General features: G+C 62.6%; 20 protein-coding genes. 9 read left to right on the forward strand and 11 right to left on the reverse strand.

From position 1 onward, the window contains the following. Nucleotides 1–60 precede the first annotated feature (60 nt). From AC2FNL_RS07860 to infC, 5 genes are all read left to right on the forward strand, one after another. Nucleotides 61–1,725, forward strand: a complete 1,665-nt coding sequence (locus AC2FNL_RS07860) for a nitrite/sulfite reductase (protein WP_496833045.1) — start codon at nucleotides 61–63, stop codon at nucleotides 1,723–1,725. Further along, nucleotides 1,715–2,476, forward strand: a complete 762-nt coding sequence (locus AC2FNL_RS07865) for a phosphoadenylyl-sulfate reductase (RefSeq protein WP_170432902.1) — start codon at nucleotides 1,715–1,717, stop codon at nucleotides 2,474–2,476. Before AC2FNL_RS07860 ends, AC2FNL_RS07865 begins: the two co-directional genes overlap by 11 nt. Beyond that, nucleotides 2,473–2,880, forward strand: a complete 408-nt coding sequence (locus AC2FNL_RS07870) for a DUF934 domain-containing protein (RefSeq protein ID WP_170357651.1) — start codon at nucleotides 2,473–2,475, stop codon at nucleotides 2,878–2,880. Before AC2FNL_RS07865 ends, AC2FNL_RS07870 begins: the two co-directional genes overlap by 4 nt. 88 nt (nucleotides 2,881–2,968) lie before the next feature. Further along, the gene (locus AC2FNL_RS07875) at nucleotides 2,969–3,802 is read left to right on the forward strand and encodes a ferredoxin--NADP reductase (RefSeq protein ID WP_496833046.1); all 834 of its coding nucleotides are present in this window, start codon (nucleotides 2,969–2,971) and stop codon (nucleotides 3,800–3,802) included. Nucleotides 3,803–4,046: 244 nt separating this feature from the next. Next, nucleotides 4,047–4,508: a translation initiation factor IF-3 gene (gene infC, locus AC2FNL_RS07880; protein ID WP_254920153.1), complete on the forward strand. Its 462-nt coding sequence runs from the start codon at nucleotides 4,047–4,049 to the stop codon at nucleotides 4,506–4,508. Between the two features lie 79 nt (nucleotides 4,509–4,587). On the opposite strand, the gene AC2FNL_RS07885 is transcribed toward infC, so the two are convergent. Both AC2FNL_RS07885 and AC2FNL_RS07890 read right to left on the reverse strand, forming a co-directional pair. Further along, entirely contained in the window at nucleotides 4,588–5,904 is a 1,317-nt protein-coding gene (locus AC2FNL_RS07885) for an aspartate aminotransferase family protein (RefSeq protein ID WP_496833047.1), read from the reverse strand. A 1-nt stretch (nucleotide 5,905) separates the two neighbouring features. After that, nucleotides 5,906–6,667: a beta-keto acid cleavage family enzyme gene (locus AC2FNL_RS07890; protein WP_496833048.1), complete on the reverse strand. Its 762-nt coding sequence runs from the start codon at nucleotides 6,665–6,667 to the stop codon at nucleotides 5,906–5,908. Between the two features lie 88 nt (nucleotides 6,668–6,755). Between AC2FNL_RS07890 and AC2FNL_RS07895 the strand changes: the two genes are divergently transcribed. Then, nucleotides 6,756–7,658, forward strand: coding sequence for a MurR/RpiR family transcriptional regulator (locus tag AC2FNL_RS07895; RefSeq protein WP_496833049.1), 903 nt, complete (start codon nucleotides 6,756–6,758; stop codon nucleotides 7,656–7,658). A gap of 44 nt (nucleotides 7,659–7,702) precedes the next feature. Here the strand turns inward: AC2FNL_RS07895 and AC2FNL_RS07900 are convergent, their stop codons facing one another. The 5 genes from AC2FNL_RS07900 to AC2FNL_RS07920 all read right to left on the reverse strand — a co-directional run bounded on the left by AC2FNL_RS07900 (nucleotide 7,703) and on the right by AC2FNL_RS07920 (nucleotide 13,640). Further along, nucleotides 7,703–8,494, reverse strand: coding sequence for an FAD binding domain-containing protein (locus AC2FNL_RS07900; protein ID WP_170600664.1), 792 nt, complete (start codon nucleotides 8,492–8,494; stop codon nucleotides 7,703–7,705). 100 nt (nucleotides 8,495–8,594) lie between these two features. After that, nucleotides 8,595–10,955 carry a xanthine dehydrogenase family protein molybdopterin-binding subunit gene (locus AC2FNL_RS07905; protein ID WP_496833050.1) on the reverse strand — a complete coding sequence of 787 codons (2,361 nt, stop codon included), beginning with the start codon at nucleotides 10,953–10,955 and terminating at the stop codon, nucleotides 8,595–8,597. An 81-nt stretch (nucleotides 10,956–11,036) separates the two neighbouring features. Further along, nucleotides 11,037–11,522, reverse strand: a complete 486-nt coding sequence (locus AC2FNL_RS07910) for a (2Fe-2S)-binding protein (RefSeq protein WP_496833051.1) — start codon at nucleotides 11,520–11,522, stop codon at nucleotides 11,037–11,039. A gap of 148 nt (nucleotides 11,523–11,670) precedes the next feature. Further along, a complete protein-coding gene (locus AC2FNL_RS07915; RefSeq protein ID WP_496833052.1) occupies nucleotides 11,671–12,675 on the reverse strand; it encodes a molybdopterin-binding protein in 1,005 nt (334 codons plus the stop codon). Continuing rightward, nucleotides 12,672–13,640 carry an XdhC family protein gene (locus AC2FNL_RS07920; protein ID WP_496833053.1) on the reverse strand — a complete coding sequence of 323 codons (969 nt, stop codon included), beginning with the start codon at nucleotides 13,638–13,640 and terminating at the stop codon, nucleotides 12,672–12,674. Before AC2FNL_RS07920 ends, AC2FNL_RS07915 begins: the two co-directional genes overlap by 4 nt. A 256-nt stretch (nucleotides 13,641–13,896) precedes the next feature. Here AC2FNL_RS07920 and AC2FNL_RS07925 point away from each other — a divergent pair, with 256 nt between their 5' ends. Then, nucleotides 13,897–14,397, forward strand: coding sequence for a hypothetical protein (locus tag AC2FNL_RS07925; protein ID WP_093961916.1), 501 nt, complete (start codon nucleotides 13,897–13,899; stop codon nucleotides 14,395–14,397). Nucleotides 14,398–14,399: 2 nt separating this feature from the next. Here the strand turns inward: AC2FNL_RS07925 and AC2FNL_RS07930 are convergent, their stop codons facing one another. Together AC2FNL_RS07930 and AC2FNL_RS07935 are read right to left on the reverse strand one after the other, a co-directional pair. Beyond that, nucleotides 14,400–15,656 (reverse strand): vWA domain-containing protein, encoded by a 1,257-nt coding sequence (locus AC2FNL_RS07930; protein WP_496833054.1) that lies wholly within the window; start codon nucleotides 15,654–15,656, stop codon nucleotides 14,400–14,402. Between the two features lie 37 nt (nucleotides 15,657–15,693). Continuing rightward, entirely contained in the window at nucleotides 15,694–16,602 is a 909-nt protein-coding gene (locus AC2FNL_RS07935) for an AAA family ATPase (RefSeq protein ID WP_073279503.1), read from the reverse strand. Between the two features lie 144 nt (nucleotides 16,603–16,746). On the opposite strand from AC2FNL_RS07935, the gene pyrC reads away from it, so the two are divergent. After that, complete coding sequence (gene pyrC / locus AC2FNL_RS07940) at nucleotides 16,747–17,784, forward strand: dihydroorotase (protein ID WP_496833055.1); 1,038 nt, start codon at nucleotides 16,747–16,749, stop codon at nucleotides 17,782–17,784. Here the strand turns inward: pyrC and AC2FNL_RS07945 are convergent. Continuing rightward, the gene (locus tag AC2FNL_RS07945; protein ID WP_093961912.1) at nucleotides 17,781–19,076 is read right to left on the reverse strand and encodes an MmgE/PrpD family protein; all 1,296 of its coding nucleotides are present in this window, start codon (nucleotides 19,074–19,076) and stop codon (nucleotides 17,781–17,783) included. The genes pyrC and AC2FNL_RS07945 overlap by 4 nt on opposite strands. A gap of 38 nt (nucleotides 19,077–19,114) precedes the next feature. Further along, nucleotides 19,115–19,561 (reverse strand): type II toxin-antitoxin system RatA family toxin, encoded by a 447-nt coding sequence (locus AC2FNL_RS07950; protein WP_093961911.1) that lies wholly within the window; start codon nucleotides 19,559–19,561, stop codon nucleotides 19,115–19,117. 75 nt (nucleotides 19,562–19,636) lie between these two features. Here AC2FNL_RS07950 and hpt point away from each other — a divergent pair, with 75 nt between their 5' ends. After that, entirely contained in the window at nucleotides 19,637–20,179 is a 543-nt protein-coding gene (hpt, locus tag AC2FNL_RS07955; RefSeq protein WP_093962943.1) for a hypoxanthine phosphoribosyltransferase, read from the forward strand. Nucleotides 20,180–20,191: the final 12 nt, after the last annotated feature.

The following is a 20,191-nucleotide window of genomic DNA, read 5'->3' on the forward strand; positions in this document are numbered from 1 at the left end:
GGCCCCTCTCTCCCCGTAAAAAGGCCCCGGATCCGGGGCTGCAACAAAGGACAGCCAAAGATGTACCGCTACTCCGAGTTTGACAAAGCATTCCTGGCCGAGCGCAACGCCCAGTTCCGCGCCCAGGTCGAACGCCGCATCGACGGCTCGCTGACCGAGGACGAGTTCAAACCCCTGCGCCTGATGAACGGCCTGTATCTGCAACTGCACGCCTACATGCTGCGGGTGGCCATCCCCTATGGCACGCTCAACAGCGCCCAGATGCGCCAACTGGCTCTGCTGGCCGAGAAGTGGGACAAGGGATACGGCCATTTCACCACGCGCCAGAATATTCAGTACAACTGGCCCAAGCTGCGCGACGTGCCTGACATGCTGGACGCGCTGGCCGAGGTCGGCCTGCACGCGATCCAGACCAGCGGCAACACCATCCGCAATGTGACCGCGGACCATTTCGCCGGTGCCGCCGCGGATGAAATCGCCGATCCGCGCCCCTATGCCGAGCTGCTGCGCCAGTGGTCCACCGACCACCCGGAGTTCCAGTTCATGCCGCGCAAGTTCAAGATCGCCATCACCGGGTCCGAGCATGACCGCGCCGTGATCAAGGCCCATGACATCGGCCTGCAACTGGTCGAGCGCGACGGCGTTCTGGGTGCCCGCGTTCTGGTGGGGGGCGGCTTGGGCCGCACGCCGATGATCGGCAAGGAATTGTCCGACTTCGTGGCCTTCGACGACCTGCTGGCCTACCTGGAAGCCACCGTTTCGGTCTGGAACCAGATCGGCCGCCGGGACAACAAGTACAAGGCCCGCATCAAGATCACCGTGCATGAACACGGCATCGACGCGATCCGCGCCAAGGTGAACGAGCGCTTCCTGCAAGTCCGCCCGCAATTCAAGGGCGCCGACATGGCGCTGCTGGATCAGATCAAGGCGCATTTCGCCCCGCCCGCCTTCCGCGAAGGCTCGGTCGCGGCGTTCGAGAGCGCCTATTCGAACGACCCGGTATTCCGCTCGTGGATCGACACCAACATTGCGCCGCACAAGCAGGCGGATCACGCGATCGTCACGATTTCGATCAAGAAACACGGCCAGACGCCGGGTGACGCAACCGCCGAGCAGATGCGCGTGATGGCCGATCTGGCCGAGCAATACGCCTATGACGAGCTGCGCATCAGCCACGAGCAGAACGTGATCCTGCCGCATGTCCACAAATCGGACCTGCCCGCGATCCACGTCAAGCTGAAAGAGCACGGGCTCGCCACCGCCAATATCGGGTTGATCAGCGACATCATCGCCTGCCCCGGCATGGACTACTGCGCACTGGCAACGGCCCGCTCGATACCGGTGGCGCAGCAGATCGCGACCCGGTTCGACGAGCTGAAGCTGGAGCACGACATCGGCCACCTGAAGATCAAGATCTCGGGCTGCATCAACGCCTGCGGGCATCACCACGTGGGTCACATCGGCATCCTGGGTCTGGATCGCGCGGGCGTCGAAAACTACCAGATCACGCTGGGAGGAGACGCCACCGAAACGGCCGCCATCGGCGACCGTACCGGTCCGGGCTTTGCCTATGACGAGATCGTGCCCGCGGTCGAACGTATCGTGGAAACCTATCTGGAACAGCGCACAAGCGCCGAGGAGACTTTTTTGGAAACCTACCGCCGTGTTGGAATGGCGCCATTCAAGGCGGCCCTCTACCCTGAGGCGCGGGCCAATGCCGCTTGACCTGATCCAGACGGAACTGGGCCGGGAACGACGCGAACTGACCGAAAAGGTCGAGGCGCTGAACGCCCGGTTCCGCCACCACAGCGCACATGACGTCATGCATGGTGCGCTTGAGGAGGCGGGCAACCTAGCGCTGGTCTCCAGCTTCGGTGCCGAGTCGGTGGTGTTGCTGCACATGGCTGCCGTGGTCGACAAGGCCACACCGGTCCTGTTCATCGACACGATGATGCTGTTTACCGAAACGCTGGAATACCAGCATGAGGTCAGCGAGCGTCTGGGCCTGAAGAACGTCCAGATCATCCGCGCAGATGACGAGGATATTCAGCGCGAAGACCCCTATGGCGCGCTGCGGCTGCGTGACATGGACGCCTGCTGCAACCTGCGCAAGACCTTCCCCTTGCAGCGGGCCTTGGCGAGATATGAAGGCTGGATTACCGGACGCAAGCGGTTCCAATCCGGCACCCGCGCCACGCTCGAGTTCTTCGAGGTCGAGGACGGCACCGGCCGGATCAAGGTGAACCCTCTGGCGCATTGGGCGCCTCAGGACGTGCGCGCCTACATGGAAGAAAACCGCCTGCCCCGGCATCCGTTGGTGGCAAAGGGCTATCCCTCGATCGGCTGTGCGCCCTGCACCTCGCCGGTGAAGGATGGCGAAGACCCTCGCGCCGGACGCTGGCGCGATCAGAACAAGGAAGAATGCGGCATCCATTTCGTCGACGGCAAAATGGTGCGCAGCGGAGAGAAAACATGAACGTGATCGTGAATGACCAGGGTTTTGCACCTGATGACTGGACCGACGGATTTGTCACCCTTGAGGACGCCGCAAACGATGTGATCGCACTGGACGTCACCTCGGATACGGACCCCGACGAATTGTTCGAGCGGCTTGGAAACACGCGCATGGTGCGCGTCGACTTTCCGTCCTTTGCCGATGGCCGAGGCTTTACCATTGCCCGTACGCTGCGCCTGAAGGGCTATGAAGGCCGCTTGCGCGCGAAAGGACACGTGTTGGCCGACCAATACGCGATGGCCCGGCGCAGCGGCTTCGACGAAGTCGAGATTGACGCAGACCTTGCCGCCCGCCAGCCCGAGGACCAATGGCTGGCCCGCGCCAACTGGCAGGACCACGACTATCAGGCCCGCCTGCGCGGCTGACGCAACGATCGGGGCAATCTGCCCCCTTTTCCTGACCTGGATCAAAGCTTAAACGGAGATGCCGGTTTACCAGACCGGTAGTGAAACGATGACAGAGATGAAGCCCGTGACCGAAGCCACCGCCGTGAAGGCCCCCGTCCTGCCGGACGCCCAGACCGTTCTGGAAGTGAAACACTGGACCGACCGCCTGTTTTCGTTCAAGGTCACGCGTCCGCAATCGCTGCGCTTCCGCTCGGGCGAATTCGTTATGATCGGCCTCTTGGGCGACAACGGGAAGCCGTTGCTGCGCGCCTATTCGATCGCGTCGCCGTCGTGGGACGAGGAACTGGAATTCTATTCGATCAAGGTGCAAGACGGCCCGCTGACCTCGAAACTGCAGCATATCCAGCCCGGCGATCAGATCATTCTGCGGCCCAAACCTGTGGGTACGCTGGTGCATGATGCACTGCTGCCGGGCAAGCGCCTGTGGTTCTTTGCCACCGGAACCGGGTTTGCCCCGTTTGCTTCGCTGCTGCGCGAGCCGCAGACCTATGAGGAATACGATGAGGTCATCATCACCCACACCTGCCGCGAGGTGGCGGAACTGGAATATGGCCGCCAGCTGATCGAAAGCACCCGCAAGGACGAGTTGCTGGCCGAACTGATCGGCGAAGGTTTTGCCGACAAGATCCGCTATTACCCGACGACCACCCGCGAACAGAGCCCCAAGATGGGCCGGATCACCGACCTGCTGAAGGACGGAACTGTTTTCAAAGACCTGGGCATCGAAGGCGGCATCAAGCCCGAGACCGACCGCGCCATGGTCTGCGGCAGCCTGGCCTTCAACCACGACATCAAGGCCATTCTTGAAGAATTCGGCCTGCGCGAAGGCGCCAATTCCGACCCCAAGGAGTTCGTGATCGAAAAGGCCTTTGTCGGCTGAGATCGAACCCGGCCGGCGCTCCATGCGCCGGCCGCTGCCTTTCGCGCGGCGGGGGCAGAGATTTTCGCACCTGGCCCGCGTTATCCCGCTTGAAAGACGCAGGGTCTCAGTTTAAATTCCGGGCTCGAAATTCTGCAATTATCAAAGGAATGAACCCATAGCTCGCAGACCTCACAACGCGCCGCCGCAACGCGACACCGGCCCGCGCGTCAATGAAAAGATCCGTGCCCCCGAAATTCGCCTGATCGGCGCCGAAGGTGAGAATGTCGGGGTGGTTCATCCCGCCAAGGCCATGCAGATGGCGGCCGATGCCGGTCTTGATCTGGTCGAGATCTCGCCCAACGCGAATCCGCCGGTCTGCAAGATCATGGACTTTGGCAAGTTCAAGTACGAAACGCAGAAGCGCGAAGCCGAAGCCCGCAAGAAACAGAAGATCATCGAGGTGAAAGAGGTCAAGTTCCGGCCCAACACCGATACGCATGACTACGACGTCAAGATGCGGAACGTTTTCAAGTTTCTCGAGAATGGCGACAAGGTCAAAGTGACTCTGCGCTTCCGCGGTCGGGAAATGGCGCACCAGAACCTTGGACGTGAACTGCTTGAGCGCGTGGCGGAAGACATCAAAGAAATCGGCAAGATCGAAAACATGCCGAAGATGGAAGGCCGCCAGATGATCATGATGATCGGACCTCTTCCCCAGAAGTGACGGCACATGCATCCGAGTGACCAAAGCTCCCTCGTTCGAGGGAGCTTTTTTGTTTGTGGGTCACATTCAGAACGGCGTGTCAGATTGCTTTGGAAATCGCAACCGACAGCTTGTCCACCAGTTCGTGCAACTGCGGCTCTTCGATGATGAATGGCGGGGCCAGAAGCACATGGTCTCCTCTCCTGCCGTCGCGTGTTCCGGACATCGGATAGCAGATCAACCCTGCTTCGACGGCGGCTTTTTTGATCTTGGACGCCACTCCCCGGGTCGGGTCAAACGGTTCGCGCATATCTCTGTCAGCAACCAGTTCGATGCCCCGGAACAGGCCCCGACCACGGATGTCCCCTACATTGGGATGCTGGCCGAAGGCTGCTTCGAGTTTGGCTTGCAGTTTGTCACCCATGTTGCGGGCACGGGCCGGCAAATCGCGCGAGGTAAGCTCTGTCACCACGGCGAGAGCTGCAGCTGTGGCGACCGGGTGCCCGACATAGGTATGGCCGTGCTGAAAGAAACCCGAGCCATTTCGGATGGCGTCATAAATCCGATCCGTGCACAGCGTGGCACCGATGGGTTGATATCCAGCCCCCAAGCCCTTGGCAATGCAAAGAATATCTGGCGCAACTCCATCGTGGTCGCAGGCAAACAGATGGCCGGTCCGGCCCATGCCGCACATGACCTCGTCCAGGATCAACAACACGCCGTATTGATCACAGATTTCGCGGATTCGCTTGTAATACCCCTCGACCGCGGGGACGGCGCCCAACGTGGCCCCGACCACCGGTTCCGCCATAAACGCCATCACGGTCTCGGGTCCCAGCCGCTTGATCTCCACCTCAAGCTCGGTCGCCACGCGTTGACCATAGTCATAGCTGCTCTCTCCTTCGGGCTTTTCGGCATATTCGTAGCAGGGCGCGATATGGCTCATCTCGATCAGCATCGGTGCGAATTGGGCCCGTCGCCATGCATTTCCGCCCGCTGAAAGCGCGCCCAGCGTATTGCCATGATAGCTCTGCCGCCGTGCGATGACCCGAGACCGCTCGGATTGCCCGATTTCCAGGAAGTACTGGCGCGCCAGCTTGATCGCGGCCTCGGTCGCCTCGGACCCACCGGACACGAAATAGACCCGGTCCAACGATCCGGGCGCGTGCTGGATCAGCAGATCTGCTAGGGCTTCGGCCGGTTCCGAGGTCATGAAACCAGTATGGGCAAAAGCGATCTTCTGGACCTGCTCCTGCACCGCGTGGATCACTGCCGGGTTTGAATGTCCCAGACACGACACGGCCGCATCCCCGCAGTCGAGATACCGTTTGCCCTGTGCGTCGATCAAATAGCACCCGTCACCGCCGACAGCGATCGGCAATTCCGCCTTGGTGTGGCGCGGAAAAACATGGCTCATGTCAGTGTCCTTTCAGCAAAGCGATCAACGCCGCGACCGAGGTCGCGTTGTCCGTCCATCGGGTTCCATCCGAGTTCGTCAGGCTGTTCTCAAAACCGACCCTGACATCGCCGCCACGAGCGGCGGCAGCCGCCAGACAGGCGTGTTCCAGACGCCCGAACGCACAAACCATCCAAGGCGTACGAGCAGCGGGAAAGGCCTCCAGATCCGCCGGTTGGGATTCCTGCCCGGTGGCATAGCGTCCCAGCACCAGCAAGCGGTCTTCCTGCTCGCGCCGCACGATCCCATCCGACTGCCATCGCTCCAGCAGATCCGCATCCGTCGAATCGTACAGGATATGCTGCACCCGAGTTCCCTGTTCCGCGCACAGCCTATAAACCCGCGGGGCCAGATCGGGCGCGCGCGCAATTTCCCGAACCGAGATCGAGGCCCATTTCGGGGCCACCTGCTCCAGGCACTCCAACTGCGCAGAAACGTCGTAGATACCGGCGGCCTCGGTCGTGATCTGAACATCCATCGTGGGCACGGTTCGGGCAAGCTCGGCCATAGCCTCCCGATAGCGCCCTGCATCCAGAGAATGCGCGCCCTGCCCATCCCTGACATGCAGGTGCAACCCGTTTGCCCCGGCCGCGTGGCAGGCAATGGCCGTTTCCACAATCTCACCGGTCGAAACCGGCAAGGCGGGGTGATCCGCATGACCGCGTCGTGCACCGTTCGGTGCGACCAAAACATACGGAAGCGACGAAGCCTGTGTGTCAGACATTGAATCATCCTATCGGTTTCTTGCGTGCTTAGCTCGTGTGAGGTTGTTTTTCTCTTGCATAGATCAAAACATTTGTTTTTCTCCCATCATGACACCCCCTACTCACCACCTGATGGGTCGGCTGCGCCGAGAGATCGACCATTTGCCGACCCAATTGCAGGCCGCAACAAAATACATCATCGACCATCCGGGCGATTTCGGAATCGACTCCATCCGCGTGTCTGCCGAAAAGATCGGCGTCAGCACAAACGTGATCGTTCGGCTGGCACAGCATCTTGGTTTTGATGGCTTCGAAGCCTTCCGCCGCCCTTTCCGGAGGGATCTTGTCACAGATAGCGAAGATCGCCTCAGCCGGGATTGGCTGACCCAGTTGAATGCCGGCGATGCCTTTGCGTCGGCACAGGCCAACTATGCCCGCAACGAGATGAACGTTGTGTCACGTTCGTTGCGCCAGCTGGACCCGGGCAAGGTCAGATCCGCAGTCACACTAATGTCCGATGCTCCCCAGTGCTTGGTCACTGCAACCCGCGCAAGCTATGCCTTGGCCTATTACTTCCACTACGCCGGACGCATGGCCCACCCGGGAATGCAGTTGATCCCCAGGCATATGGGCTCGGCCATCGACGACCTTCTGAGCGCGGGCGAAACCGACTGCCTGTTCGCGATCACCGTTCATCCCTATTCTGCTGACACGATACGTGCCATCCGGTTTGCCCGGGAAAGGGGTATGCGCGTTGTTCTGCTCGCTGACAGCGATGTCATTGCCCCGGGGGTTGAGGCGGACGTGACGCTGACCGTCAGCACCCGATCTCAGCATCAGTTCTCCAGCTTCTCCGGAGCGATGGCCGTTCTCGAAGTTCTTCTGAGCCACCTTTTCGCAATCAAGGGCGACGCGGCTTATCACCGGGTTCAGGACTATCAGAAAGCGCGCGAGGATGCCGGAGCCTACTGGCAGCCCAAAAGGCTTCCGCGTGTGGCAAAAAAGAAATAAGCCCCGGAACACGTCCGGGGCTCAAAGCAGTCACTGCGACCGCGTCACATGCAGGCCTGAACCGCCCGCCGGGTCATGACACCAACCAGATGGGCGCGGTAGTCTTTGCTGCCGTGCAGATCTCCGATCATGTTCATCGGGTTGACCCGAAGATCCATAAGGGCATCGGGCCGGAACTCCTTGCTCAACGCCTGCTCGGCTTCGCTCCAACGGAACACGCCGTCTTCGCTGGCTCCGGTCACGGCAACGCGCACCCCGTCCGCAAAGCGGGCAAGGAAAACCCCCACCAGCGCAAAGCGCGAGGCAGGCTGCAGAAACTTCTGGTAGCTTGCTGCCTGCGGTACCGGGAACCGGACCGTCGTTATCAGTTCGCCCTCGTCCAGTGCTGTCGTGAACATGCCCTGAAAGAAGTCATCCGCAGCGATTTCGCGCGCATTCGTACGAATGGTCGCGCCTGACCCCAATGCAGCTGCAGGGTAGCAGGCCGCCGGATCGTTGTTGGCCAAGGACCCGCCTATCGTGCCCCTGTTGCGAACAGCGGGATCACCGATATGCCCCGCCAAATCAGCCAGTGCGGGATACTTGCCCGCAACTTCTGCCGCCACCGTGGCATGCGTGGTTGCCGCTCCAATCGAAATCGACCCATCATCTTCGATGCAGACGCCCTTCAACTCGGGAATGCCACCCAGGCTCACCAGCGTCGCGGGTGAGGCCAGTCTCTGCTTCATCGTCGGGATCAGGGTCTGACCGCCCCCCAACGCCTGTGCATCCTCTCCCGCCAACGCGGCAACCGCATCAGCAATGGTCGAGGGGTTCTTGAACTCGAAATTGTACATTTCGCTTTTCCTTTCCGAAAGGCGCGGAACCGCCCTTCATCTGGCATTTGATTGACCGGGGAGCGCGAGGGGCTGACCCCTCGCGGTCCAACCTCTCCACTCAGCTGTTCATCGCTGCCCAAACGCGCGAGGGGCTGACCGGCATGTCGATGTGGTCCACCGCCTTGCCACCCGAGTTCAGCGCATCGATCACGGCATTGACCACCGCAGGCGGCGATCCAATCGCCCCGGCCTCGCCGCAGCCCTTCACGCCCAACGGATTGTGCGTGCACGGCGTCTGGCTGGAATGATCGACGGTATAGAACGGCACGTCATCGGCCCGCGGCATGGCATAGTCCATGAAGGACGCGCTCAGCAGTTGGCCGTTCTCGTCATAGACGCAGTTCTCCAACAAGGCCTGACCGATCCCCTGTCCGATGCCACCATGCACCTGGCCGTCGACGATCATCGGGTTGATGATGTTGCCGAAATCATCCGCCGCGGTGAACCGTTCGATGGTCACCTGCCCGGTCTCGAGGTCAACCTCCACCTCGCAGGCATAGGCACCGGCCGGGAAGGTAAAGTTGGCCGGATCATAGAACGCGGTCTCCTCCAGCCCCGGCTCGACCTCAAGCGGGAAGTTGTGCGGAACATAGGCCGTCAGGGTTACATCGCCCCAGGCCACCGACTTGTCGGTGCCGGCCACGGTGAACTGGCCATCCTTCAGCTCGATATCGGCCTCGGACGCCTCCAGCAGGTGCGCCGCGATCTTCTTGGCCTTGTCGATCACCTTCTCGGTCGCCTTGACCATCGCCGATCCACAAACCGCCAGCGAGCGCGACCCATAGGTGCCCATGCCGAACGGGATCTTCGAGGTATCGCCGTGCACGATTTCAACCATCGACTCGTCGATGCCGATCATGTCGGCCACGACCTGCGGAAAGGCCGTCTCGTGCCCCTGCCCGTGGCTGTGCGCCCCGACCATGACGCTGATAGAGCCGGTGGCGTTCACCCGCACGGTTGCGGCGTCATACAGGCCCGCACGCGCACCCAGCATCCCCACGATGTTCGAGGGCGCGATGCCGCAGGCCTCGATATAGCAGTTCACGCCCAGGCCGCGCAGCTTGCCCCGCGCCTCGCTTTCGGCGCGACGTGCCGGGAAGCCGGCGAAATCGGCGGCCTGTTCCAGCTTGTCCATGGTGCCGTTGTAGTCGCCGGTGTCATAGGTCAGCGCCACCGGCGTGTCATAGGGGAACTGCGTGATGAAGTTCTGCCGGCGCAGCGCCACCGGATCGACACCCAGCTCGCGCGCGGCTTTGTCGATCACGCGCTCCAGCTGATAGGTCGCCTCGGGGCGGCCTGCACCGCGATAGGCATCCACCGGCACGGTGTTGGTGAACATCGCCCGCACATTCACCTGAATGACCGGCGTCTTGTAGTTGCCCGCCATCAGCGTCCCGTGCAGCCAGGTCGGCACCGAGCTGGAAAACGTCGACAGATACGCGCCCAGATTGGCAAAAGTATTTGTCCGCAGCCCGACGAAATTGTTGTCGGCATCCAGCGCCAGCTCGATCTTGCTGACATGGTCGCGTCCCTGTGCATCCGACATGAACGCCTCGGACCGACTGGCCGTCCACTTCACCGGGCGGTTGCAAGCCTTGGCGGCGAAGGTGCAGAACGCCTCTTCTGCGTAGTGGAAGATCTTGGTGCCAAAACCGCCACCCACATCCGGAGCCACGACGCGGACCTTGTGCTCGGGCAAGCCCAGCACGAAGGCACACATCAGCAGTCGGATCACATGCGGGTTCTGCGAGGTGGTATAGAGCGTGTATTCATCCGTGCCCCGGCTGTATTCCGCCACGGCCACGCGCGGCTCCATCGGGTTGGCGACCAGACGGTTGTTCACCAGTTCCAAGGTGGTGACATGCGCCGCATTGGCGAACACCTCGTTCACCTTGGCATCGTCGGCCTCGCCCAGCTGCCAGTCATAGCAGATGTTGTTCTTCAGATCGTCATGGACCAGCGGCGCGCCCTCTTCGGCGGCGGCTTTCATGTCCAGAACGGCGGGCAGTTCCTCGATGTCGACGTCGATCGCCTCGGCCGCGTCGCGGGCCTGTTCCAGGCTGTCGGCCACGACGGCCGCGATCGGGTCGCCCACATGGCGCACCTTGCCTTGCGCAAGGATCGGGTGCGGCGGTTCCTGCATGGGCGCGCCGTGCTTGTCGGTCACCTCCCAGCCGCAGGGCATGCCGCCCACGCCTTCGAAATCCTTGCCGGTAAACACCCGGACTACGCCGGGCATGGACTCGGCGGCGGACGTGTCGATGCTTTTGATCCGGCCATGCGCGATGTCGGATCGCAGAAAATACACATAGGCCTGACCGCGGATATTGATGTCGTCGGTGTAATTGCCCGCTCCGGTCAAAAAGCGCACGTCCTCGCGGCGCTTGGAACTGGCTCCGATGCCACTGTCTTTGGGCATTGCTTGTTCTCCTCCCATAAACGGATGCTTGGGCGCATCCCTGTCAACCCACGGGCGCTTTCAGTCACGCCCGCAGCGGCATCACTCGGCGGCGATGTGGCTGACGTCCTGGCCGGACGCGGCCATGATCGCCTTGACGATGTTGTGGTACCCGGTGCAGCGGCACAGGTTGCCTTCCAGGTATTTGCGGATTTCGGCCTCGGTCGGGCGCGGGTTTTCCTTCAGCAGGGCCGCAGCCGACATCACCATGCCGGGCGTGCAGAAACCGCATTGCAGGCCGTGATGATCCTGGAACGCCTGCTGGATCACGTTCAGCGATCCGTCCGGGTCGGCCTGCCCCTCGATGGTGCCGACATCGGCCCCTTCGGCTTCGAGCGCCAGCATGTTGCAGGACTTGACCGCCGCGCCGTTCACATGAACCACGCAGGCGCCGCATTGGGCCGTGTCACAGCCCACATGGGTACCGGTCAGCGACAGGTGATCGCGCAAAAAACTGGACAGCAGCGTCCGGCCTTCGACATCACCGCTCACGGTCTTTCCGTTCACGGTCATTGAGACCTGTGTCATAAGTTCCTCCCATTTTCGTATTTATCCTTGGCCCGAGTTAAACACGGGAAAAGTCGTTTGAGAACAAAAATCTTGGCCGTTTCCAACCCGTCTCTTGGGAGCCAACTGCCAACATGTATCGCAGGTCGCCAGCGGGGCGAAACTGCCGTTACGTCACTTTGCGTTTGGCCCGGGGTTGCGGACGGGTCGGGATTTCCTTGAGCAGACCACCGACGCCCATCGCCGCGATATAGGCTCCCGTGGTCGGGATGCCGCAGGCGACCCGCGACAGCACCCAGTCGGCCCCGTTCAACGCGGGCGAGCGTGCGCATCCCGGCAAACCGATAACCGGCCGCTTGCCCAAAGCCCCGAGAAACAACAGGTTGCCCGGGTCAACCGGCATGCCGAAACGGTCCACCTGCCCTCCCGCGCGCCGAACGGCCTGCGGCGCCACGTCCTCGACATCGGAAGTCGCCGAGCCGGTCAGGATCATGACGATATCGGTATTCATCCGGGTCAATGCCTGCGCCAGAGCATCAACCGCATGCGGAACGATCTGCACGTCGTCCAGGCTCAGACCCAGGGCCTCGACCCGGCCGCGCATCGCGGCGATGCCCTTGTCATTGGGCGGCCCGCCGGGGATGTCGGTCACCACCAACCCGGCGCTGCCAAATATCGGCTTGGCCAGGCGAATGGCCCCCCTGGCCAGCTCGGCCGCACGCTGAACGTCCGCCAGCGGCACCGCGTAGGAAATGACCTTGATCGTGGCAACCATGCCACCCGCACCCATCTGCTGGTGCTGAGGAACGGTGGCCACCGTAATCATCGGATTGACCTGATTGAACGCCAGCAGAGCCACAACGTCCAGAAGGGCCACGCCCGCGTGATCCGCAATCAGGTTGACGCGCCCCGTGAACGGCTCGGTCACGCGCAAGTTGGCCCGCTTCGGATCCGGGGTCAGTGCCGCAGCCAAATGGCGCGCGGCCTCGTCCTCGTGACAGTCGCCGGGTTCCAGCCGCGCGACCACCACCTCGGACACGCCCGCCTCGGCCAACAGGGCGACATGCGTATCGTCCAGCATCATTCCCTTGCGCAACTTTTTCGTACCCGCCATGACCGAGTGCGCAAGGATCGCGCCCCTCGCGTCCGCAACCGGTACAGGGCCGAACTTCATGCCTTGCCCCGCAGCACGGCCGTCATCTGCGCAATGACGGAAACGGCAATCTCGGCCGGTCCGGCCGCGCCGATATCCAGACCAATCGGCCCGTGGATGCGCTGCAACTGCGCTGCCGAAAAGCCCGCCTCGGTCATCCGCTGCACCCGTTTGGCATGGGTGCGCGACGACCCCAACGCGCCGATATAGAACACGTCCGAGTTCAGCGCGGCCTGCAGGGCCGGATCATCCAGCTTGGGGTCGTGGGTCAGCAGAACCATCGCCGTGCGCGCGTCCAGACCGATGCTAGCCACGGCCTCGTCCGGCCAGTCTTTCAGCAGCTTTTCACCGGGAAAACGGGTTTTGGACGCAAACGCCTCGCGCGGATCGATGATGATCGGGTCATAGCCCGCGATCCGCGCCATCGGGACCAGCGCCTGAGCGATATGGACCGCGCCCACCACGATCAACCGCAGCGGCGGGTTGTGCACGGCCACGAAGGTCCGACCATCTTCTTCAAACCCCGAGCGATCCATGCGCAGCCGGTCCGCATAGGCGTTGCGCCGCAGCGCGCGGTGGCCGGTTTCGACATTGACCTCATAGGCCACGGGCTCGCGCCGCGCCCGCGCCGCCACCAGTTCGGCCAGCATCGGTTCGGGCAGGACCGAGCCCACCGGCTCGACCAGAACCCGGATCGTACCGCCGCAGGCCAGCCCGACGGCAAAGGCATCCTCGTCGGTGACGCCGAATTCCAGCAGGCGCGCCTCGCCTTCTTCGATGGCTTCAAGCGCCTCGACGATCACCGCGCCTTCGACACAGCCGCCCGAGACCGAGCCTTCGATTCGACCATCACCGGCAATGACCAACTGGGCCCCCACCCGCCGAGGTGCACTGCCCCAGGTTTCAACGACCGTCGCCAGAACCGCGCCGCGACCTTCGCGAAACCACGCCAATGCCGTTTCCGGACTGTTGTCAAATCTGTCCATCGGACCCTCCCGCGGTGGTTCGCATCAACATAAGCAGGATTGACGCGATGAAAAGCAAGGAGCACGTTCTCTGGTGGATTATCTCGGACACCGACCCCGCCAACTTGGTTCTTCATGTGACGCTGAAGGCAGGTTTCGGCCGAAGTCCGCGACAGACAATCAAACATTTGATTGTTTTTCGCACGCCGACTAGCCTGCGGGCAGGCCCGACTTGCGGCCGAATTGACGCAAGAGATTTCGTAAAGGAGACAATGTCTTGAAACAGATATTTACACTAACCATCGGCGCAGCGGCATTGATTGCAGGCAGCGCCTGGGCCGACACTTTCGAACGCTACGGAGAGGTCGAGGGCTGGAAGGTCTTTGTCGACAAGGAAAAGAAGTCATGCCTGATCGAAGCGGTCGATGATGCCGAGAACGTGGTGCAGATGGGTCTGACCGAAGACCGCAGCGTGGGATATGTCGGTGTCTTTACCAAGGCGGAAACCGACATCAAGCGCGGAGACAAGGAGGCCGTCGCGATCCTGCTGGGCGACAACCTGTATGTCGGCGAGGCAACCGGAATGAAGGGCAACATCACCAAGGGGTATTCCGGCGGCTATGTCCTGTCGGACGACCCGCAATTCGCCGACGACCTGGCCAAGCAAAAGGTAATGGCGGTATTCCCCGAGAAATCCTTTGGCTTCACCGTCGATCTGACCGGCACCTACAAGGCCATGGAAATGGCGCGCGAGTGCAACGAAAAGCAGCTGCAGTGACGTCAGCTTGTAAGCGCGGCCAACAACCGCGCTTTCTCTCCCTGGTCGTCGGGTCGTGAAATCACGACGGCCAGATCCTCAAGCGATGCAATCGAATGACCGGCGCGGAAGCTGTCCACATGCGGCAGCATGGTGGCGACACCTTGGGCCTTTGGCGCGAACCCGTCCCAGCGCAGCAGCGGGTTCAACCAGATCAGCCGCCGGGCCGACAGGTGCAGGCGTTCAATCTCTTTTTCCAGCAGATCGGGATCACCCCGTTCCAGCCCGTCGGTGATCAGCAGCACGACGGCCCCCTGCCCCATAACCCGGCGCGACCAGTCGCGGTTGAACTGGTGCAGGCATTCGCCGATGCGCGTGCCGCCCTCCCAATCCTGCGCCTCGGCCCCGGCAGCGGCCAGCGCCGCATCGACGTCGCGCTGATGCAGGTGCCGCGTGATGTTTGTCAGTCGCGTGCCGAAGGTGAACGCATGCACCTTGGCCCAGCCGGCCCCCTTGGCGTTCGAGACCGTGTGCAGGAAGTGCAGGATAATCCGGCTGTACTGGCTCATCGACCCCGAGATGTCACACAGCGCGATCAGATTGGGCCAGCGCGGTTTCGGTTTGACCAGCGCAATCTGTCGCAGTTCGCCGCCCTGACGCATGGCCGCGCGCAATGTGCGCGCCCTGTCGATCCGCTGACCCAGATGGCTGGCCTGACCCCGGCGCGAGGCGATCGGGTCCACAGGCAGTTGCAGCCGCGCCAGAATGCGCTTGGCCTGAGCGGTTTCGGCGGTGCTCATCTGTTCGAAATCCAGCGACCGCAGCCGTTCCTCGGACGAGGCGGTCTGCGTGGCGTCAATCTCGATTTCGCTTTCGCCTTCTTGCTCGACGCCCTTGGGCTCGTCCCGTTCGACACCGTCCAGCAGGGCCTCCGCCGCGCGTTTTTCGCCCGGCTCGGCCATGCGTTCCTCCTGAACGCCACGAATGGCCGGCAGCATCATCGACATCATGTGCTCCAGGTACCGCGGATCGCGCCAGTACAGGCGGAAGATCTGGGCAAACACGGTGCGATGCTCGGGCCGGTTCACGAAACAGGCGTGCAGGGTCCAGTAGAAATCCTGCTTGCGGGTGAAGCCCGCCGCCTGCACTGCGCGGATGGCGTCGACCACGCGGCCGGGGCCGATCGGCAGCCCGGCCTTGCGCAAAGCGCGCGCGAAATGGGTGATGTTCTGAGCCAGTTTCGGATCGGCCGGGATATCCAGCGGAAGCTGTTCGGCCATCGCTAGGCCCCCGGAGTGCTTTGGCGCCGCGATGACATCAGACCGGTTCGAGCGTGGCTTTGGCCTGATCCAGAATGCGCTTGGCTTCGGAGCCCTGCAGTTTCTGGATGTCGTCCTGGTATTTCAGAATCGCGCCCAGCGTGTCGCCGATCACCTCGGGGCTGAGGTTGATCACGTCCAGCGCCAGCAGGCATTTCGCCCAGTCGATGGTCTCGGCCACGCCGGGTTTCTTGAACAGGTCCTCGGTGCGCAGATGCTGGACAAAGGCCACCACTTCGCGGCTCAGCGCCTCGGCGGCCTCGGGCGCGCGGGCGTGCAGAATCTCCAACTCGCGGTCGAAATCGGGGTAATCGACCCAATGATACAGGCAGCGGCGCTTGAGCGCGTCATGCACCTCGCGCGTGCGGTTCGACGTGACGATGACAATGGGCGGTTCGGGCGCTTTTATCGTGCCGATCTCGGGGATCGTCACCTGAAAATCGCTCAGCGCCTCCAGCAGGAAGGCCTCGAACGGTTCGTCCGTGCGATCCAGTTCGTCGATCAGCAGCACCGGCGGGCCAGCCGGGTCGGGCTCCATCGCCTCGAGCAGCGGGCGGCGGATCAGATAGTCGCCGCTGAACAGTTCCTCCTGCAGGCCCTTCCGGTCGGACCCGCCGACCGCCTCGGCGGTGCGGATGGCCACCATCTGGGCGGGAAAGTTCCATTCATAGACGGCCGAGGACGCATCGAGCCCTTCATAGCATTGCAGCCGGATCAGGCGGCGGCCAAGTCCAGAGGCCAGGGCCTTGGCGATCTCGGTCTTGCCGACACCCGCCTCGCCCTCCAGAAACAGCGGCCGGCCCAGTCTCAGCGACAGGAACACCACGGTGGCCAGGGCGCGACCGCAGACATAGCCCTGTTCGCCCAGCATCTTCTGAACGGCGTCGATGGAATCTGGCTGGCTCATGTGTCTCAATCTCCCTTGGCACAACAGGTCATGGCTGCCGCTGCGCGTCAAGACCGTGATCTTTCCGGGACTTGCGGCAATCTGGTCGCCTGGCAAGGTTTGTTGTCACTTTCCCGTACGGCCTGCCTGTGCTAGCCCGGCGCCATGACCCATACTCTGACGCTCCGCCGCCCCGATGACTGGCACCTGCATCTGCGCGATGGCGCCATGCTGCAGGCCGTCCTGCCCGAAACCGCCCGCCATTTCGCGCGGGCCATCATCATGCCCAACCTGGTGCCCCCAGTGGTCACCGGCGCTCAGGCCGCGTCCTACCGCGACCGTATCCTGGCCGCCCTGCCCGACGGTATGAGCTTTGAGCCGTTGATGACCCTGTACCTGACCGAGGATACTGACCCAGACGACATGGCCGCGGCCCATGCCAGCGGTCTGGTCAAGGCGGTCAAGCTGTACCCGGCAGGGGCCACGACCAACTCGGCCTCGGGCGTGCGGGATTTCGACAAGGTGCGCCCCGTGCTGGACCGGATGGCCGAAATCGGCCTTCCGCTCTGCGTGCATGGTGAGGTTACCGATGCCGAGATCGACATCTTCGACCGCGAGGCGGTGTTCATCGACCGCGTTCTGGACCCGATCCGCAAGGCCACGCCGGGCCTGCGCGTGGTGATGGAGCATATCACCACGCGCGACGGCGTGGAGTATGTGCGCGCGAACGAAACCGACCTGGGCGCCACGATCACCGCGCATCACCTGATCATCAACCGCAACCACATCTTGGTGGGAGGGATCAAGCCGCACTACTACTGCCTGCCCGTCGCCAAGCGCGAAGAGCACCGCAAGGCGCTGGTCGATGCCGCGACCTCGGGCGACGAACGGTTCTTTCTGGGGACTGACAGCGCCCCGCATACGGATGCCAACAAGGAAATGGCCTGCGGCTGCGCGGGATGTTTCACCGCGACCAACACCATGTCGCTGGTGGCCGAGGTCTTTGACCGCGCGGGTGCGCTGGACAAGCTGGAAGGGTTCACGTCGGTCAACGGGCCCAGGTTCTATCGGCTGCCCGTCAACGATCAGACCATCACCCTGCAGAAGGGCGAACCGGTCACCTACCCCGACAAGATCGAAACGCGCGATGGCCCGGTCACCGTGTTCGACCCCGGCTTCCCGCTGCACTGGCGCGTGGTCTAGTCAACCAGTCGTTTTGCTAAATCCGCTGCGCGCCCGCCGGTGCGCAGCATCGACCAGATCGCATCCGCGTCGTCCGCGCCGATCAGTTTGGCGGCCTTGTCACGGACCCGGTCCTCGCGTTCGGAAATCGAGATCGGCGCGGCCAGATCGTGGGTCGCCTCGCGCCGTACCCCGTCCCGCCGCAGCAGCAACAGGCGGGCCTCGGTCTCGGACAGGGTTTCATCCGCTTCAACCGTGATCCGGTCGCGCAGCGATTGCAGGCGCGGATCGGCGCAGACCTTGTCCGTGTAGCTTTCAGGCAGGGCCGTATCATATCCCAGCGCCTGCATCGCGATCACCGTCCGATAGGAGAATTTGGCGCCCAGCCCGGTTGTCGGTGCGGTCTGATTGCAGACGCTCATCCAACGGGGATGTGTGCGGATCTTGATCTCGGCCACCTCGGGTTCGGCGATGTCCAGATCGCGCGCCGCCTCGAGCGCGGCGTGCAGCCCGTGGCAGCAGGCGTGGAACTTGTGGCTGACGCTTTCGATCAGCCACTCATCCCCAAGTCCCGACAGAGCCGTGGCAGTATCATCGGCACCGTGATGGGTCGCGCCAAATCCGAACAGGCCGGTCAGGGCATCGGGATTGGGCGCGAACCCCCGCTGAACCAACAGCGCGGCCTCGACCCCGACCGACGCCGCCTGCCCCGCATTGTAAGGCTTGCCCATGGTGCCAAACTGCGCCTTGAGGCCAGCCGCCCGGGTCGCGGTCAGCCCCAGAACACGGCGCATGGCCGCCGCATCGCATCCCAGCAAGCGGGCGGCTGCTACGGCCGCTCCGAACGCGCCCGCCGTTGCGGTCTGGTGAAACCCGACCTGATAATGCCCCCGCCCCAGCCACAGGCCGATGCGGATGGACAACTCCATCCCCACCAAGGCCGATTCCAACAGCTCGACGACGGGCTGGTCCTGCCATTCGGCGACGGCCAGCGCGGCCGGAAACACCGCCACCGAGGGGTGGCCGATATGGGCGAAATGCGTGTCATCATAGTCCAGCGCGTGCGACACCGTGCCGTTGACCAAAGCCGCAGCGCGCATCGGCGCAGTCCCGCCACCGAACAGAGTGGCCTGGCCGGCCCCGCCTTCGTCCAGCACCATCTCCCGCAGAATGCGAGAGACCTGTTCGTTGACGCCTGCGCGCCCGACCGCCAGCCAGTCGAGCGCGGACAAAGACGTGACGATCCGAGCCCGCGCAGTTGTCTTGACCGGGCCTGCGGCGAATTCGGAAAGAGTGCGTGTGAAATCAGTCATGCGGCGCAGTCTAACGTGCGCCCGCGCCGGGTAAACCCTCAGCCGTAAAGGCTGGCCGCGCGCTGCTCGAAGGCCCGTACGATCCGGTGCATCGCCTCGTTGAAGACCACGCCGATGATGCCCTGCAACACGGCGTTCTTGAACTCGAAATCCACGTGGAAGGACACGTTGCAGCCGCCCTCGGGAGCGTCCTCGAAATGCCAGTCCGATTTCATGTATTTGAACGGGCCGTCCAGATATTCGGTGTCGATCTTCCTTTGATCGGGGTACAGCGTCACCCGGCTGCCGAACCGTTCGCGGAACACCTTGAACGAGATCACCAGATCGGCCTCCATCACCTGCGCCTCGCCCGCCGCATAGGTTCGCCGGATCCGCGCGGCCGCGCACCAAGGCAGAAACTCGGGGTATTTCGCCACATCCGCAACCAGATCATACATCTGCTGCGCGCTGTATGGGAGGTGGCGGGTTTCCGAATGAGTGGGCATGGCAACCTGGACATTTGAAACGTGACAATGGCGCGTCATGTCGTATGTTGCGCGCCAAAGATCAAGGGGGCAGCCATGAGCCAGCGCGCATATGTGATAGATGAGATGATCTCGGCCAAGGCCATCGCGGCGCGGATCGAGGAATTGTGCCGCGAAATCACCCGCGAATTCGGCGATACCGACAAGCTGGTGGTCGTGGGCCTGCTGCGCGGCAGCTTCGTGTTCATCGCCGATCTTGTGCGCGAACTGGACCTGCCGATCGAGGTCGACTTCCTCGAGGCGTCTTCGTATGGAGATTCAATGGAAAGCAGCCGGGAAGTGCGCATTCTCAAAGACTTGCGTGGCGCAATTGAAGGGCGCGACGTGCTGGTGGTCGAAGATATCGTCGATACGGGACACACGCTGAACCACGTCACCCACCTGCTGCGCAGCCGCCAGCCGAAACGGCTCAAGTCGATTGCCCTTCTGGACAAACCCAGCCGCCGCGAGGTCGATTTCCGCGCCGACTGGATCGGCTTTGAAATCCCTGACGAATTCGTCGTGGGCTATGGTATCGACTATGCCCAACGCAACCGCAACCTGCCCTTCATCGGCAAGGTCCGCTTTACCGAAGACTGATCCCGCCGCGGA

It is taken from the genome of Ruegeria sp. CRTD044 (genome assembly GCF_059613485.1).